The following is a 14,991-nucleotide window of genomic DNA, read 5'->3' on the forward strand; positions in this document are numbered from 1 at the left end:
TGGCTGGTCGCGCCCACGCGGCGGAGCCGCATGTCGATACAGCCCCGCGCCCCTGAGTGGGTGCAGTCAACGCATGCCTGGCTGTACCCACCTAGGGGCGCGGGGAACTGCGCGACCAGCCCCCACGCAGCCGCAGACGAACCACTACACGGCGCTGTTCAGAGTGCCTGCGCCGCCGGCTTCACCATCCCCCTCACCGTGCGGGACTTCACGAAGTCGCCGATAGCCGTCATCTCCCACTCGCCGGAGAACTGCTTGATCAGCTTCGCCATCATCACGCCGGTCTGCGCCTCCGCGTTCGTGAGGTCGAAGCGGACCAGTTCCTCTCCGCTGGCCGCGTCGATGAGGCGGCAGTACGCCTTGGCGACCTCCGTGAACTTCTGGCCGGAGAAGGAGTTGACCGTGAAGACCAGCCCGGTGACCTCCTGGGGGAGCCGGCCGAGGTCGACGACGATCACCTCGTCGTCGCCGCCCCCCTCACCCGTGAGGTTGTCCCCGGAGTGCTTGATCGCGCCGCCGACGATGGACAGTTTGCCGAAGTAGCAGCTGTCGATGTGGTTGCGCTGCGGACCGTAGGCGATGACGGACGCGTCGAGGTCGATGTCCTTGCCGCGGAACGCCGGCTCCCAGCCGAGCCCCATCTTGACCTGGGAGAGGAGGGGACGGCCGCCCTTGACCAGGGACACGGTCTGGTTCTTCTGGAGGCTGACCCGCCCCTTGTCGAGGTTGATCTTCCCTGCGCCCGGCGCGGGAGCGGGCGGAGCGGCGGGTGCCGGCGGCGGGGCGAGCCGCGGGTCCATGGCCGGGGCGGGCGGCGCCACCGGGGTCTGCATGGTCGGCGCGGGCGGCGGAGTCACCGGCTGCGGCGGGGCCACGGGGGCAGGGGCCGGTTCCTCCACCGACACGCCGAAGTCCGTCGCGATCCCGGCCAGCCCGTTGGCGTATCCCTGCCCCACCGCCCGGGCCTTCCAGGCGCCGTTGCGCAGATAGATCTCCACGACCACCAGGGCCGTCTCGGTGCCGAGCTGCGGAGGCGTGAACGTGGCCAGCACGCTGCTGTCGTCCGCGCCTCGGATCGTGGCCGTCGGCTCGATGCCCTGGAAGGTCTGGCCCGCCGCGTCCGGGCTGGCGGTGATGACGATCTTCTCGATGCCCGGGGGCAGGGCGGCGGTGTCGACGCTGATCGCGTCCGGTGCCGTACCGCCGCCCGACCGGTAGGTGACCCCCGGTCCCGTGGGCTGGTTGTAGAAGATGAAGTCGTCGTCGGAGCGCACCTTGCCATCGGCGGTGAGCAGCAGGCCCGATACGTCGAGCCGCACCGGTGCGGAGACGTCCACCGTCACACGGGCGACGGGGAGGGGGATGTTCGAGCCGGGGGTCATAGCTGTCATGCCCGGTGAACGAGCGACGGCGCTTTACCGTTCCCTTAATCTTCCACGCCGTCTTCTACGGCACCACCACGATCTTCCGACCCACCCCCGCCGCGAACTGCTCCAGCGCCTCCGGGTAGCGGTCCAGGGGCAGACGGTCGCTGATGAAGATCTCCGGGTCCAGGACCCCGGTCGCGAAGAGTTCCGCCGCGCGTTCGAAGCTGTGCAGGACGGCCATGGAGCCGGTGATGGTGATCTCCTGGTTGTAGATGCGGTACGGGTCGATCGTCACCCGTGTCGCGTAGTCGGCCACGCCGAACTGGAGGAAGGTGCCCGCCTTGGCCACCCGCTCCAGGCCGTCCTGGATCGCTGCCGCGTTGCCCGTCGCGTCGATCACGAGGTCCCAGCCCTGGGGGCGGTCCAGCTCGTCCGGGTTCGCGGCGGACGCCGAGACGCCGAGCCGGCGGGCCGTCTCCAGGCGGGTCGGGTTCACGTCCACCACGTCCACGCTCGCCGCGCCGGTCCGCTTGGCCAGCTCCAGCATCATCAGGCCCATCGTCCCCGAGCCGTAGATCAGGACGTGGGCGCCGAGGCGGGACTGCAGGACGTCGTAACCCCGGACCGCGCAGGACAGGGGTTCGACGAGGGCCGCGTCCTGGGTGCGGACGTGCTCGGGCAGCCGTACGCAATTGGCCACCGGTGCCACCGCGAACTGCGCCGCGCCACCCGCCGTCGTCACGCCGATCGCGGCCCAGCGCTCGCAGAGGTTGTTGTGGCCCGTACGGCAGTACTGGCACTCGTAGCAGTACAGGGACGGGTCCACGGCCACCCGGTCGCCGACCGCCAGCTCGGTGACCTGGGTGCCGACCCCGACCACCGCGCCCGCGAACTCGTGGCCCGGCACGATCGGCAGCTTGGGGGCGAACTCGCCCTGGAGGATGTGCAGGTCGGTGCCGCACAGGCCGCACGCGGCGACCTCGACGACGACCTCGCGCGGGCCTGGCGTCGGGTCCGGGACCTCGGCGACGACGGCACGGCCCACGGACTCGATGACGGCGGCCTTCATTTCACGGCTCCAAGCGACAGGCCCTGGACCAGCTTGTCCTGGGCGGCGAACCCCGCGGCGAGCACCGGCAGGGAGATGACGAGCGAGGCGGCGCAGACCTTCGCCAGGAACAGGCCCTGGCTGGTGATGAAACCGGTCAGGAAGACGGGGGCGGTCTCGGCCACGACACCGGTCAGCACCCTCGCGAACAGCAGCTCGTTCCAGCTGAAGATGAAACAGATCAGCGCCGTCGCCGCGATGCCGGGCAGGGCGATCGGGGCCACCACGCGCGCGAGGATCGTCGGAAGGCGGGCGCCGTCCACGCGCGCGGCCTCGATCACCGCCACCGGGACCTCGGCCAGGAAGGACTGCATCATCCAGACCGCGATCGGCAGGTTCATCGACGTGTAGAGGATGACCAGCAGCCAGATGTTGTCGAGCATGTCGGTGTTCTTCGCGAACAGGTAGATGGGCAGCAGGCCCGCCACCACCGGCAGCATCTTCGTCGACAGGAAGAAGAACAGGACGTCCGTCCACTTCCTGACCCGGCGGATGGAGAGCGCGTAGGCCGCCGGGAGGGCGAGGATCAGGACGAACAGGGTCGACGCCAGCGACGCGACCGTCGAGTTGATGAGGGCCGGCCAGGGGCTCGCGCCGCCGCCCGTGCCGAAGAACTCGCGGTAGCCGTCCAGGGTGAGGGCGGCGCCGAAGGAGGGCGGGTTGGTGGCCGCGTCCGTCTCCGAGTGGAAGGACGTCAGGGCCATCCACGCGATCGGGAGAAAGAACACGATTCCCAGCAGCCAGGCCACCAGGCCCAGGCCAAGCCCCTTGCGCTTCACGGCGATTGTGCTGCTCATGCCCGGCCCGCCTCCTCACGGAACAGGGACGACACCACGCGCAGGGCGAAGGTCGCGATGATGATCGAGCCGATGACGACCAGGACTCCGGCGGCCGAGGCGAGGCCGTTCTCGTGGGCCTGGTAGAAGCTCTGGTAGACGGTGTACGGGAGGTTCGCGGTGCCGAGGCCCCCCGAGGTGATGGTGAAGACCGCGTCGAAGTTCTGGACGATGTAGATCGAGCCGAGCAGGGCGCCCAGCTCCAGGTAGCGGCGCAGGTGCGGGAGCGTCAGATAGCGGAACATCTGCCAGTCGCTCGCGCCGTCCACCCGTGCGGCCTCCATCTGCTGCTGGTCGCGGCTCTGCAGGCCGGCCAGCAGGATCAGCATCATGAACGGGGTCCACTGCCAGACCAGGGAAGCCTCGACCGCGAGCAGCGGGGTGTTGGAGATCCAGTCAGGCTGTGGGCCGCCCACATAGTGCAGCAACCCATTGAGCAGGCCGTATTCGGGGTTGTAGAGCACATGTTTCCAGAGAAGGGCCGCTGCCACCGGGACCACCAGGAAGGGGGCGATCAGCAGGGTGCGGACCACTCCGCGGCCCTTGAAGCGACGGTCGAGGAGCAGGGCCAGTACCAGCCCGAGGACCAGGCTGACCAGGACCACCGTCACCGTCAGCAGGATCGTCGTCCACACCGAGTGGCGCAGGTCCGCGTCGGTGAGGACCTCCTGGTAGTTGTCGACGCCGGTGAAGTGACGGGCCTTGGGATAGAGGGAGTTCCAGTCGAAGAACGAGATCACCACCGTGGCCACGAAGGGGAGTTGGGTGACCACGATCATGAAGATCAGGGCGGGGAGCAGCGGGGCCCGGGTGGCCCAGGCTCGGAGGCGGGCCTTCGAGGGGTCCGCGGTGCGTACGGACAGGGTGGCCGGTGGGGCCGTGGTTGTCGCGGTCATCGTCCCTCGTACTCCTCGGAGATCTTCTCGGCGAGCTGCTGGGACTTCTTCAGGGCCGACTCGACGGACTGGCGTCCGGCGATGGCCGCGCTGATCTCCTGGGAGACCCTGGTGCCGAGATCGGTGAACTCGGGGATGCCGACGAACTGGATGCCCGGCGCGGGGCGCGGCTGCACCCCCGGATCATTGGGGCGGGCCTCCTCGATGGCCTCCTTGGTCATCTCCTGGAAGGCGGCGGCCTCCTTGACGTACGCCGGGTTCGTGTACGTCGACGCGCGCTTGCCGGCCGGCACGTTGGACCAGCCGATCTGGTCGCCGACCAGCTGCTCGTACTGCTTGCTGGAGGCCCAGGAGACGAACTGCCAGGCCTTGCCGGGGTTGCGGGAGGCGTCCTGGATGCCCCAGGCCCAGGTGTAGAGCCAGCCGGAGGACTCGGTCTTCTCGACGGGGGCGGGGGCGTAGCCCACCTTGCCCTTGACCGGGGAGCCGGAAGCCTCCAGCGATCCGGCGGCCGAGGTGGCGTCGTACCACATGGCGACCTTGCCCTGGGTCATGTTGTTGAGGCACTCGGCGAAGCCGGACTGGGCGGCGCCGGACTCGCCGTGCTCGCGGATCAGGTCGATGTAGAACTTGGCCGCCTTCTCCCACTCGGGGGAGTCGAGCCGGGCCTTCCAGCCCTTGTCGAACCAGGTGCCGCCGAAGGTGTTCACGACGGTCGTGAGCGGGGCCATCACCTCGCCCCAGCCGGGAAGTCCGCGCAGACAGATGCCCTTCATGCCGGGCTCCGCACCGTCGACCTTCGCGGCCAGGTCGGCCACCTGCTGCCAGGTGGGGTGCGCGGGCATCGTCAGGCCCTCCTTCGCGAAGACGTCCTTGCGGTACATCAGGAAGGACGACTCGCCGTAGAAGGGCTGGCCGTAGAGCTTGCCGTCGTCGCCGGTCAAAGACTGGCGCATCGGCTTCAGGACGTCCTGTTCGTCGTACGACGGGTCCTTGGCCACGTACGAGTCCATGTCGCGCAGCCAGCCGTTGCGGGCGTAGATCGGGATCTCGTAGTTGGACAGGGTCGCCACGTCGTACTGGCCCGCCTGGTTGGCGAAGTCCTGGCTGATCTTGTCGCGGACGTCGTTCTCGGGCAGGACGGTGAAGTTGACCTTGATCCCGGTCTCCTTGGTGAAGTGGGCCTTGGTCAGCTTCTGCAGCTCGGTCATCTGGGGGTTGTTGACCATCAGGACGTTGATGGAATCGCCGCCCGATCCGGCCCCGCCCGCTCCGACCCAGCAGCCGGAGAGCAGCGGGGCGGCGAGCAGCGTCCCTGCGGCGGCCATGGCGAGCGTGGCTCGCGGTGGCCGTCGTCGGCTCTGGGTTCGCATGGATCGCTCCTGGGACATAGGGGGAGTTAAAGGGCATGCCAAAGGTCGAGGGGCCGCAATGGGGAGTGAGTTGGATTTTCAGACGCGGATGACCTGCGGCCCCAGCAGGGAATAGCGATGGGCCTCGGCCGACGGGAGCAGGGTGCTTGTCACGATCGCCTCCAGTGCGCCGATCTCCGCGAACCGGCAGAAGCTGACCGCGCCGAACTTGGTGTGGACGCCCGCGAACACCGTGCGGCGCGCGGCCCGGATCGCCTGCGCCTTGACCTCGCTGACCGCGGGGTCGGGGGTGGTGAGGCCGTGTTCGCGGGAGATGCCGTTGGCGCCGATGTAGGCCAGGTCGAGGACGAAACCGGCCAGCATCTTCGTCGTCCAGTGGTCGACGGTGGCGAGGGTGCCGGGGCGGACCCGGCCGCCGAGCAGCAGCACGGAGGTGTTCTCGGCCTCGGCGAGGGCGCCGGCGACCGGCAGGGACGCGGTGACCACGGTCAGCGGCCGGTCCCTGGGCAGGGCCTCGGCGATGAGCTGCGGGGTGAAGCCCTCGTCGACGAAGACCGTCTCGGCGTCCCCGAGCAGTTCGGCCGCGGCGGCAGCGACCCGGCGCTTCTCGGGTACGTGACTGGTGGCCCGGAAGGCGAGGGTCGTCTCGAATCCGGCGCTCTCCACGGGATAGGCCCCGCCGTGTGTGCGGCGGACCAGGCCGTGGTCCTCCAGGGCGCGGAGGTCTCGGCGCACGGTTTCCTTGGCCACGCCGAGTTGGGTGGCGAGGTTGTTGACGTCGACGGCGCCTGTGGTGCGGGCGGCACGCACGATTTCCCGCTGGCGTTCTTCCGCGGTTCCGGTCATTCGGTCACCCGCCCTCCTGTCGTGCTGCCCGTTCGGGCCGTATGCAGGAAGTTGTACAGCGGGTGCGGGGTGGTGACCAGGTCTGTTGCGGGAGGGATCCTGTCCGTGTGTGCCCGTTCGGGCGGGGTGTGCCTCATGAGGTCGGGTGGTGCCGTCGTGTGGCGGCCGCGGGTTCGTTGTGGCTGGTCGCGCAGTTCCCCGCGCCCCCGGGGGTGGCGCTGTCGCGCCTGCACCCAGGACCGACGGCCCTGCCCGGATATGGCTGCTGCGGGCCCGTTCGGTGCCCGCCCGCCCTCACGATGAGGCTTCAGTACGGCCAGATCGGCGGGTCCGTCACGAACTGGCCGCCCAGGTAGGCGTGACCCTCGTTGCCGTCCTGGAGTTCGCCCTGCTCGGCGATCAGCTTTTCCGCGAACGGTTCGGAGTCGTCCTGAGGGTCGTAGCCGAGGGCCCGCGCGGTGCTCAGGTCCCACCACAGGCGGGTGTTGGCGGAGGAGCCGTGGACCACGGTGTGGCCGACCTCCTCGGCGGTCAGGGCCGCGTGGAAGAGACGGGCGCCGTCGGGCGGGCTCATCCACAGCGAGAGCATGCGCACGCTGGTCGGCTCGGGGAAGCAGGAGCCGATGCGCACCGAGACGGTCTCCAGGCCGTGCTTGTCCCAGTAGAACTGCGCGAGGTCCTCGCCGAAGGACTTGGACAGGCCGTAGAAGGTGTCCGGGCGGCGCGGGGTGTCGATGGGGATCAGGGGGTCGTCGCCCTGGGGGCGGGGGGTGTAGCCGACCGCGTGGTTGGAGGAGGCGAAGACGATCCGCCCGACGCCCTCCGTGTGCGCGGCCTCGTACAGGTTGTAGGTGCCCTCGATGTTCGCCCTGAGGATCTTCTCGAAGGGGGCTTCCAGGGAGATGCCCGCGAGGTGGATGATCGCGTCGACGCCCCGCACGGCCTCGCGCACCGCGTCCTTGTCGGCGAGGTCGGCAATCACCGCGTCCGGCTCGCCCTCGATGGGCCGCAGATCGAGCAGACGCAGCTCGTAGCCGTACGCGGGCAGGAGGTCCCGCATCAGGGTGCCCAGGCCGCCTGCGGCGCCGGTGAGCAGGACGGTGCGGGGAGCGGACATCCTCGGGTCTCCTTGAACGGCCTCATGAGCGCACGGTATTCACATTCGTGGACAAGTTAGGGATTGGGTCTCGGCTTCGTCAAGGGTGGCGCGGTGCGCGTTCAGAAATGTAAACTCTGATCAGTATTCTGCATGCCATTCTAGGGAGAGCCTGTGACGTCGTCCGCCGACCTCGCCCATCGACTCGGCATCCCCAGCGGGCCGCTGTTCTTTCCCGTCACCGCCTATGGCCCGGACGGATCCGTCGACCTCGCTGTGTATCGCGCGCACATACGCCGAGGCGTGGACATGGGCGCCGCCGCCGTGTTCGCGTGCTGTGGCACCGGGGAGTTCCACGCGCTCACGCCCGAGGAGTTCGAGGTCTGCGTCCGGGCGGCCGTCGAGGAGACGGCGGGGCGCGTCCCGGTGGTCGCGGGCGCCGGATACGGCACCGCGCTCGCCGTGCGGTACGCGCGGCTCGCGGAGACGGCCGGGGCCGACGGACTGCTCGCCATGCCGCCGTACCTCGTCGTCGCCGGGCAGGAGGGGCTGCTGCGGCACTACCGCGAGGTGGCCGCCGCGACCGCGCTCCCGGTGATCGTCTACCAGCGCGACAACGCCGTCTTCACCCCGGAGACCGCCGTCGAGCTGGCCCGCACCGAGGGGATCATCGGCCTCAAGGACGGCCTCGGCGACCTCGATCTGATGCAGCGGATCGTCAGCGCCGTACGCACCGAGGGCCCCGGTGACTTCCTCTACTTCAACGGACTGCCGACCGCCGAGCAGACCCAGCTCGCCTACCAGGCCATCGGCGTCCCCCTGTACTCCTCGGCCGTCTTCTGCTTCGCCCCCGAGATCGCCCTCGCCTTCCACCGCGCGCTCATCGACGGCGACCGGGCCACCGCCGAGCGGCTGCTCGACGGCTTCTACCGTCCCTTCGTCGAACTACGCGCGCGTGGCCGCGGCTACGCCGTCGCGCTGGTCAAGGCGGGCGTACGGTTGCGCGGGCTCGACGTGGGGGAGGTCCGGCCCCCGCTGCACGAGCCGGGCGAGGATCATGTGAAGCAGCTCACGGAGATCATCGAGCGCGGGTACGCGCTGCTGGAGGAGGCACAGTGAAGGCGTCGACGTTCGTCTACCCCTGGGACGTCAACGGGGACCCGGAGGCCGCGGCCCGCATCGCGGGTCTCGGCGTGCGGCAGGCGACCCTCGCCGCCGCGTACCACTCCACGCGTGCGCTTACCCCCCGTCACCCTCACCACCGCATCGTCACCGCCGAGCACGCGTCGGTCCTGTACCCCACGTCCCCGACGGACGGCCGCTGGGCAGGCCGTGCACTGCGCCCGTACGCGGCCGGCGACTGGGCCCCCGGCGACGCCTTCGGTGAGGCCTCGTCGGAACTCACCCGGGCCGGCCTGGAAGTCCACACCTGGGTCGTTCTCGCGCACAACTCCCGCCTGGGCGCCGAGCACCCGAGCGCCTCCGTCGTCAATGCCTACGGCGACCGCTACCCGTGGGCCCCGTGCATCGCACAGCCCGCCACGCGCGCGTACCTCGTCGACCTCGCCGTCGAGGCGGCCGTACGCCCGGGCGCGGCCGGAACCGAACTGGAGTCACTCGGCTGGTACGGCCTCCAGCATCTGCACGCCCACGACAAGACCGGCGGGGTCCCGCTCGGCGACGCCGGGATGTACCTCATGGCGCTGTGCTTCTGCGCGACCTGCCGGGAGGGATACGGCGAACAGGGCGTCGATCCCGACGAGCTGGCGGTGGCCGTGCGTACGGCTCTGGAGCCGCTGTGGCAGGGTGCCGTCGGCGACGAGGGCTGGCCTGGGGTCGAGAAGCTGCTCGGTGCCTCGAAGGCGGCGGCCACGCGCGCGTGGCGTGACGAGACCGCCCGCACGCTCCAGGAGACGGCTGTCCGGGCGGTGCGCGCGGCCGCTCCCGAGGGCTTCCAGATCCTGCTGCACGCCGATCCCGTGACCTACCACGTCGGTGCCAACCCGGGAGTCGACCCCGAGCACGTCCTGTCCGTCGCGGACGGTGTGGTCGTGCCCTGCGCGGGCGGACCGGGCCTCCTCACGCCCTTTGCCCAGACCCGGAAGGACGCGGTGATCGCCGCCAACTTCCCCGTGATCTCGGCGATGGGCGGCAGCCCGGCCACGCTCGCTGCGGACGTGGCGGCGGCGCGGGAGCTCGGGGCGACCGAAGTCCGGCTGTATCACGCGGGGTTGGCGTCGGACGACGACCTGTCCGCGATCCGCGAGGGGCTCGCCGGCCTCTGAAACAGCGGGACGGTCGTATCGAGCCCCGCCACGCGGCCGCCCTCGGGGTAGCGGGCACCGCGTGAGACGGTGCGAGCGATGAGTTCTCGGGCCGTGGACGGTCTACCCCTCACGACACCGGGAACCGTTGCCCGGGAACCACGAGGAGCATCGAATGACCGTCCCGACCCTGGACCTCGGACCGCAGACCCGCGCCATCGCCCGGCTGGCCGACGCGGTCACCGACGATCAGCTGGGCAATGCCACACCGTGCCCGGACTACGCGGTGCACAACCTGCTCGGCCACCTGCTCGGCCTAACCGCAGCCTTCCGTGACGCCGCCCGCAAGGATCTCGGCGTCGCGACCGACACACCGCCGACCGACTCCGTCCCGGACATCGGCCCCGGCTGGCGCGAGGAGCTCCCCAAGGTCCTCGACGAACTCGCCGAGGCCTGGCGCGACCCGGCTGCCTGGACCGGCATGACCCGCGCGGGCGGCGTGGACCTGCCCGGCGAGATCGCCGGCGCCGTCGCGGTGAACGAACTGGTCATCCACGGCTGGGACCTGGCCCGCGCCACCGGCCGGCCGTACGACCCGGACCCCGCCGCGCTCCAGGCCTCGCACGACTTCCTCCAGGCCTCGGCCGATGATCCGAGCCGGGGCGCCATCTTCGGTCCGATCGTCCCGGTCCCGTCGGACGCGTCGCTGCTGGACCGGGCGGTGGGGCTGAGCGGGCGGAACCCCGGGTGGACGGCGTAAGCGGGGTCCGGCACCCGTAGACGCCCGTACGAGAGTGCCGTAGAGGAACGGAAACCTGCCGCGGCCGGGAGGCCCGGACCGTACGCTCCCCACCATGCCGCCCCTCAGCCTCACGGTCCTCGGTACCGCCTCCCCGCACCCGGAACCGGGCCGCCCCTGCTCCGGCTATCTGCTGCGCGGCGGGGGCGCCGAGGTGTGGGTGGACGCGGGGCCCGGAACCTTCGCGGAGTTGCAGCGGCACACGAACCCCTCCCGGCTCACGGCGATCTGGATCTCCCATCTGCACGCCGACCACAGTGCCGATCTGCTGTCCGCCGTCTACGCCTTCGCGTACGGCGGCCTCACCCCGCCCGCCCCGATCCCGGTGTACGCCCCGCCGGGTGCCGCCCATCGGCTCGCCGGGTTCTTCGGGCGGGCCGACGTACGCTTCCTCAGCGGTGTCCTCGACTTCCAGCCCCTGTACGACGGCCACGAGGTCCGGCACTGGAACCTCCGGCTCGCCTCCCGCGCCGTCCGGCACGACACCGAGGCGTACGGGCTGCGGGCCGAGTGCGCGGGACGCGTCTTCGCGTACTCCGGGGACAGCGGCCCCTGTGCCGCCCTGGTCGAACTCGCCGCCGAATCCGATGTGTTTTTGTGCGAGGCGGACATCGACAGGCATCACGAAGGCGAACAGGTCCATCTCACGCCCGAGGACGCCGGTGACATCGCCCGCAAGGCCGGGGTGCGCGAGCTGATCGTCACCCATGTCGGACCCACGCTCACCAGGGACGTGGCCACCGCCCGGGCGGCCGTCGCCTTCGCCGGGCGCACCAGTACGGCGTTCGAGGGTGCCACCCGGCTCGTCTGACCCCCGTCTTCACCGCAACGTCGACTTCCTTTGCCAGAAGCATTGACGAAACATCACGCCCCTCCTACCTTCAACGCGTCGTACTTCGTATGTCATATATGAGACGCGATACGCGAGATCAGATACGCAAGATCCGATACGCGAGATCCGAGAGGCGCGCATGACCTCTGTGCCCACGCCGATCCCCTCCCGCACGCAGTACGTGCTGGAGGAGATCAAACGCCGCATCCTCACCGGGCGTCTGACGCCTGGTCAGGCCCTGGTGGAGACCGAACTCGCCGCACAGTTCGGGGTGTCCAAGACCCCGGTGCGCGAGGCGCTCAAGACCCTGGCCGGGACCGGGCTCGTCGTGATGAACCAGTACAAGGGCGTCACGGTGCGCATGGTGGACGCGGACATGGCGCGCGAGGTCTACGACGTCCGGCTGCTCCTCGAACCCGAGGCGCTGAAGCGGGCCGTGAAGCGAGGGGCCTCACTGGATGCCGCGCGGGACGCACTGACCAGGGCCGACGACGCCACCGACACCGCCGAACGCTCCCTCGCCAACCGGGAGTTCCACCGCGCTCTCTACCTGCCCTGCGGCAATCCGCTGCTCGGCCGGATGCTCGACGAGGTCCGCGACCAGGCGGCCCTGGTCTCCGCCGTCGCCTGGGCGGCCTCGCCCTCCTGGGAGCGGGAGGCCGGCGAGCACCGGGAGATCCTGCGGCTGGCCCTGGAGGGCGACGCGGACGGCGCGGCCCGCGCCCTGCACGCCCACATCGGGTCCTTCGTCGAGCGAGCGTTCCCCGGATCGACGGACCAGGAAGGTCAGGAATGAGCAGCGAGACGTATCTGGCCCAGCGGGAGGCCCTGGCCGACGTGGTGGCGATCCCGGTGACCCCGTTCGCCGAGGACGGCACCGTCGACCAGGACGCCCACCGGGCCCTGCTGCGTCGGCTGCTCGACGGAGGGATCACCACCCTCACCCCCAACGGGAACACCGGCGAGTTCTACGCCCTCACCCCCGAAGAGCGGCGTCTCGTCACGGAGTTGACCGTCGACGAGACGGGCGACCGGGCGGACATCCTGGTCGGCGTCGGACACGACGTCCCCACCGCCGTCGCCTCCGCCCGCCACGCCCGTGAGCTCGGCGCGGGGATGGTCATGGTCCACCAGCCCGTCCACCCGTATGTCTCGCAGGCCGGCTGGGTCGACTACCACCGTGCGATCGCCTCGGCCGTCCCGGAGCTGGGCGTCGTGCCGTACATCCGCAACGCCCAGCTCAGTGGTGACCGCCTCGCCGAACTCGCCGACGCCTGCCCGAACGTGATCGGCGTGAAGTACGCCGTCCCGGACGCGGCCAAATTCGCCGCCTTCGCACGGGACGCGGGACTGGAGCGGTTCGTGTGGGTGGCCGGACTCGCCGAGCCCTACGCCCCCTCGTACTTCTCGGCGGGCGCCACCGGCTTCACCTCGGGGCTCGTGAACGTCGCACCCGCCGTTTCGCTGAACATGATCGAGGCGCTTCGAACCGGTGACTACCCGGCCGCCATGAAGGTCTGGGAGCAGATCCGCCGCTTCGAGGAACTCCGCGCGGCGAACGGCTCCGCCAACAACGTCACCATCGTCAAGGAGGCCCTCGCCTCCCTCGGTCTGTGCCGCCGCGAGGTCCGACCGCCGAGCCGGCACCTGCCCGAGGACGAGCGCGCCGAGGTCGCCGCGATAGCCGCGGGGTGGTCGATATGACCGACAGGAAACGTCCTGAAGAGCTGAGAAGTCATCAGTGGTACGGCACCGAAGGCCAGTTGCGCACCTGGTCGCACAACGCCCGTATGAGACAGCTGGGTTACGAGGCGGAGGAGTACCGGGGCCGCCCGGTGATCGCCGTCCTCAACACCTGGTCCGACATCAACCCCTGCCACGTCCATCTGCGTGAGCGCGCCGAGGCGGTCAAGCGGGGGGTGTGGCAGGCCGGGGGCTTCCCGCTCGAATTCCCGGTCTCCACCCTCTCGGAGACGTACCAGAAGCCCACCCCGATGCTCTACCGCAATCTCCTCGCGATGGAGACGGAGGAACTGCTGCGGTCGTATCCGATCGACGCGGCGGTGCTGCTCGGCGGCTGCGACAAGTCGACACCGGCGCTGCTCATGGGCGCGGCCTCGGCCGATGTCACCTCGATCTTCGTGCCCGCGGGGCCGATGCTGCCGGGCCACTGGCGCGGGGAGACCCTCGGGTCCGGCACCGACATGTGGAAGTACTGGGACGAGCATCGCGCGGGCAACCTGACGGACTGTGAACTCCGTGAGCTCCAGGGCGGGTTGGCGCGTTCGCCCGGTCACTGCATGACCATGGGGACCGCGTCCACGATGACCGCGGTGGCGGAATCCCTTGGCATGACCCTGCCGGGCGCCTCCTCGATCCCGGCCGTGGACTCCGCGCACGAGCGCATGGCCGCCGCCTCCGGGCGCCGTGCCGTGGAGCTCGCCTGGACCGGGCTCAAGCCGTCCGAGATCCTCACCCAGGAGGCCTTCGAGGACGCCGTCACCACGGCCCTCGGGCTCGGCGGCTCCACCAACGCGGTCATCCACCTGATCGCGATGGCGGGCCGCGCCGGGATCAAGCTCACCCTCGACGACTTCGACCGCATCGCGCGTACCGTGCCGGTGCTGGCGAACGTACGGCCCGGTGGACAGACGTACCTCATGGAGGACTTCCACTTCGCCGGCGGCCTGCCCGCCTTCCTCTCGCGGATCACCGACCTGCTGCACCTGGACCGGCCGACCGTCAACGGCACCCTGGGCGAGCAGATCGAGGGGGCCGTCGTGCACAACGACGACGTCATCCGCACCCGCGAGAACCCGGTCGCCGCCGAGGGCGGGGTCGCCGTCCTGCGCGGCAACCTCTGCCCGGACGGCGCGGTCATCAAGCACATCTCCGCCGAGCCGCACCTGCTCAAGCACACCGGCACCGCGGTCGTCTTCGACGACTACAGGACCATGCAACGCACCATCAACGACCCGGCGTTGGACATCACCGCCGACAGTGTGCTGGTGCTGCGCAACTCCGGCCCCAAGGGCGGCCCGGGTATGCCCGAGTACGGGATGCTGCCGATCCCGGACCATCTGCTCAAGCAGGGCGTGCGGGACATGGTCCGCATCTCCGACGCCCGGATGAGCGGCACGAGTTACGGCGCGTGCGCGCTGCACGTGGCGCCCGAGTCGTACGTAGGCGGCCCGCTGGCCCTTGTGCGGTCCGGGGACTCGATCACCCTGGACGTCGAGGCCCGCACCCTCCAACTCAACGTGAACGATGAGGAGTTGGAGCGCCGCAGGGCGGAGTGGACCCCGCCGCCCACCCGCTACGAACGTGGCTACGGCGCCCTCTACAACGACCAGATCACCCAGGCCGACACCGGCTGCGACTTCGAGTTCCTGGCCAGGCAAGGCAAGGCCCCAGACCCCTACGCCGGTTGACCGGTCTTCCCTAGGGGCGCGGGGAACTGCGCGACAGACCACAACGAACCTGCAGCCGCCGCAAACACCGCAACAGGCACCCCGTATCGCGAACCGCTGCACATCGAGAAAGCGCTTCCCGTACGACCGTACCGAGAACGGAG

General features: G+C 70.1%; 14 protein-coding genes. 7 read left to right on the top strand and 7 right to left on the bottom strand.

The window, feature by feature from the left end; translation table 11 throughout:
- Positions 1 to 158: 158 nt before the first annotated feature.
- The 7 genes from ACI2L1_RS23510 to ACI2L1_RS23540 all read right to left on the bottom strand — a co-directional run bounded on the left by ACI2L1_RS23510 (position 159) and on the right by ACI2L1_RS23540 (position 7,543).
- Entirely contained in the window at positions 159 to 1,382 is a 1,224-nt protein-coding gene (locus tag ACI2L1_RS23510; RefSeq protein ID WP_404741436.1) for a TerD family protein, read from the bottom strand.
- Between the two features lie 64 nt (positions 1,383 to 1,446).
- On the bottom strand, positions 1,447 to 2,436 hold the full coding sequence (locus ACI2L1_RS23515; RefSeq protein WP_404741309.1) for a zinc-dependent alcohol dehydrogenase family protein: 990 nt from the start codon (positions 2,434 to 2,436) through the stop codon (positions 1,447 to 1,449).
- Positions 2,433 to 3,272 carry a carbohydrate ABC transporter permease gene (locus tag ACI2L1_RS23520; RefSeq protein ID WP_404741310.1) on the bottom strand — a complete coding sequence of 280 codons (840 nt, stop codon included), beginning with the start codon at positions 3,270 to 3,272 and terminating at the stop codon, positions 2,433 to 2,435. The genes ACI2L1_RS23515 and ACI2L1_RS23520 overlap by 4 nt, the downstream gene beginning before the upstream one ends.
- Positions 3,269 to 4,207 (bottom strand): carbohydrate ABC transporter permease, encoded by a 939-nt coding sequence (locus ACI2L1_RS23525; protein WP_404741311.1) that lies wholly within the window; start codon positions 4,205 to 4,207, stop codon positions 3,269 to 3,271. The genes ACI2L1_RS23520 and ACI2L1_RS23525 overlap by 4 nt, the downstream gene beginning before the upstream one ends.
- Positions 4,204 to 5,580, bottom strand: a complete 1,377-nt coding sequence (locus ACI2L1_RS23530; protein WP_404741312.1) for an ABC transporter substrate-binding protein — start codon at positions 5,578 to 5,580, stop codon at positions 4,204 to 4,206. Before ACI2L1_RS23530 ends, ACI2L1_RS23525 begins: the two co-directional genes overlap by 4 nt.
- 78 nt (positions 5,581 to 5,658) lie before the next feature.
- Complete coding sequence (locus ACI2L1_RS23535) at positions 5,659 to 6,426, bottom strand: DeoR/GlpR family DNA-binding transcription regulator (protein ID WP_404741313.1); 768 nt, start codon at positions 6,424 to 6,426, stop codon at positions 5,659 to 5,661.
- A gap of 307 nt (positions 6,427 to 6,733) precedes the next feature.
- Entirely contained in the window at positions 6,734 to 7,543 is an 810-nt protein-coding gene (locus ACI2L1_RS23540; protein ID WP_404741314.1) for an NAD-dependent epimerase/dehydratase family protein, read from the bottom strand.
- Positions 7,544 to 7,696: 153 nt separating this feature from the next.
- Here ACI2L1_RS23540 and ACI2L1_RS23545 point away from each other — a divergent pair, with 153 nt between their 5' ends.
- From ACI2L1_RS23545 to araD, 7 genes are all read left to right on the top strand, one after another.
- Positions 7,697 to 8,641: a 5-dehydro-4-deoxyglucarate dehydratase gene (locus ACI2L1_RS23545; protein ID WP_404741315.1), complete on the top strand. Its 945-nt coding sequence runs from the start codon at positions 7,697 to 7,699 to the stop codon at positions 8,639 to 8,641.
- Complete coding sequence (locus tag ACI2L1_RS23550; RefSeq protein ID WP_404741316.1) at positions 8,638 to 9,807, top strand: hypothetical protein; 1,170 nt, start codon at positions 8,638 to 8,640, stop codon at positions 9,805 to 9,807. Before ACI2L1_RS23545 ends, ACI2L1_RS23550 begins: the two co-directional genes overlap by 4 nt.
- A gap of 154 nt (positions 9,808 to 9,961) precedes the next feature.
- On the top strand, positions 9,962 to 10,546 hold the full coding sequence (locus ACI2L1_RS23555) for a TIGR03086 family metal-binding protein (protein WP_404741317.1): 585 nt from the start codon (positions 9,962 to 9,964) through the stop codon (positions 10,544 to 10,546).
- Between the two features lie 94 nt (positions 10,547 to 10,640).
- A complete protein-coding gene (locus ACI2L1_RS23560) occupies positions 10,641 to 11,396 on the top strand; it encodes an MBL fold metallo-hydrolase (RefSeq protein WP_404741318.1) in 756 nt (251 codons plus the stop codon).
- Positions 11,397 to 11,556: 160 nt separating this feature from the next.
- Complete coding sequence (locus ACI2L1_RS23565) at positions 11,557 to 12,213, top strand: GntR family transcriptional regulator (RefSeq protein ID WP_404741319.1); 657 nt, start codon at positions 11,557 to 11,559, stop codon at positions 12,211 to 12,213.
- Positions 12,210 to 13,121 carry a dihydrodipicolinate synthase family protein gene (locus ACI2L1_RS23570; protein ID WP_404741320.1) on the top strand — a complete coding sequence of 304 codons (912 nt, stop codon included), beginning with the start codon at positions 12,210 to 12,212 and terminating at the stop codon, positions 13,119 to 13,121. Before ACI2L1_RS23565 ends, ACI2L1_RS23570 begins: the two co-directional genes overlap by 4 nt.
- Positions 13,118 to 14,848, top strand: a complete 1,731-nt coding sequence (gene araD, locus ACI2L1_RS23575; protein WP_404741321.1) for an L-arabinonate dehydratase — start codon at positions 13,118 to 13,120, stop codon at positions 14,846 to 14,848. Before ACI2L1_RS23570 ends, araD begins: the two co-directional genes overlap by 4 nt.
- The last annotated feature ends 143 nt before the right edge of the window (positions 14,849 to 14,991 follow it).

Source organism: Streptomyces sp. NPDC019531, from assembly GCF_044903305.1.
In the GTDB taxonomy this organism is placed as follows: Bacteria; Actinomycetota; Actinomycetes; order Streptomycetales; family Streptomycetaceae; genus Streptomyces.

Bases quoted from the DNA above. Each gene is read 5' to 3' on its own strand.
- ACI2L1_RS23525 (WP_404741311.1), bottom strand. From the start codon at position 4,207: ATGACCGCGACAACCACGGCCCCACCGGCCACCCTGTCCGTACGCACC.
- ACI2L1_RS23535 (WP_404741313.1), bottom strand. From the start codon at position 6,426: ATGACCGGAACCGCGGAAGAACGCCAGCGGGAAATCGTGCGTGCCGCC.
- ACI2L1_RS23520 (WP_404741310.1), bottom strand. From the start codon at position 3,272: ATGAGCAGCACAATCGCCGTGAAGCGCAAGGGGCTTGGCCTGGGCCTG.
- ACI2L1_RS23560 (WP_404741318.1), top strand. From the start codon at position 10,641: ATGCCGCCCCTCAGCCTCACGGTCCTCGGTACCGCCTCCCCGCACCCG.
- ACI2L1_RS23510 (WP_404741436.1), bottom strand. From the start codon at position 1,382: ATGACCCCCGGCTCGAACATCCCCCTCCCCGTCGCCCGTGTGACGGTG.
- ACI2L1_RS23515 (WP_404741309.1), bottom strand. From the start codon at position 2,436: ATGAAGGCCGCCGTCATCGAGTCCGTGGGCCGTGCCGTCGTCGCCGAG.
- ACI2L1_RS23570 (WP_404741320.1), top strand. From the start codon at position 12,210: ATGAGCAGCGAGACGTATCTGGCCCAGCGGGAGGCCCTGGCCGACGTG.
- araD (WP_404741321.1), top strand. From the start codon at position 13,118: ATGACCGACAGGAAACGTCCTGAAGAGCTGAGAAGTCATCAGTGGTAC.
- ACI2L1_RS23540 (WP_404741314.1), bottom strand. From the start codon at position 7,543: ATGTCCGCTCCCCGCACCGTCCTGCTCACCGGCGCCGCAGGCGGCCTG.
- ACI2L1_RS23530 (WP_404741312.1), bottom strand. From the start codon at position 5,580: ATGCGAACCCAGAGCCGACGACGGCCACCGCGAGCCACGCTCGCCATG.
- ACI2L1_RS23555 (WP_404741317.1), top strand. From the start codon at position 9,962: ATGACCGTCCCGACCCTGGACCTCGGACCGCAGACCCGCGCCATCGCC.
- ACI2L1_RS23565 (WP_404741319.1), top strand. From the start codon at position 11,557: ATGACCTCTGTGCCCACGCCGATCCCCTCCCGCACGCAGTACGTGCTG.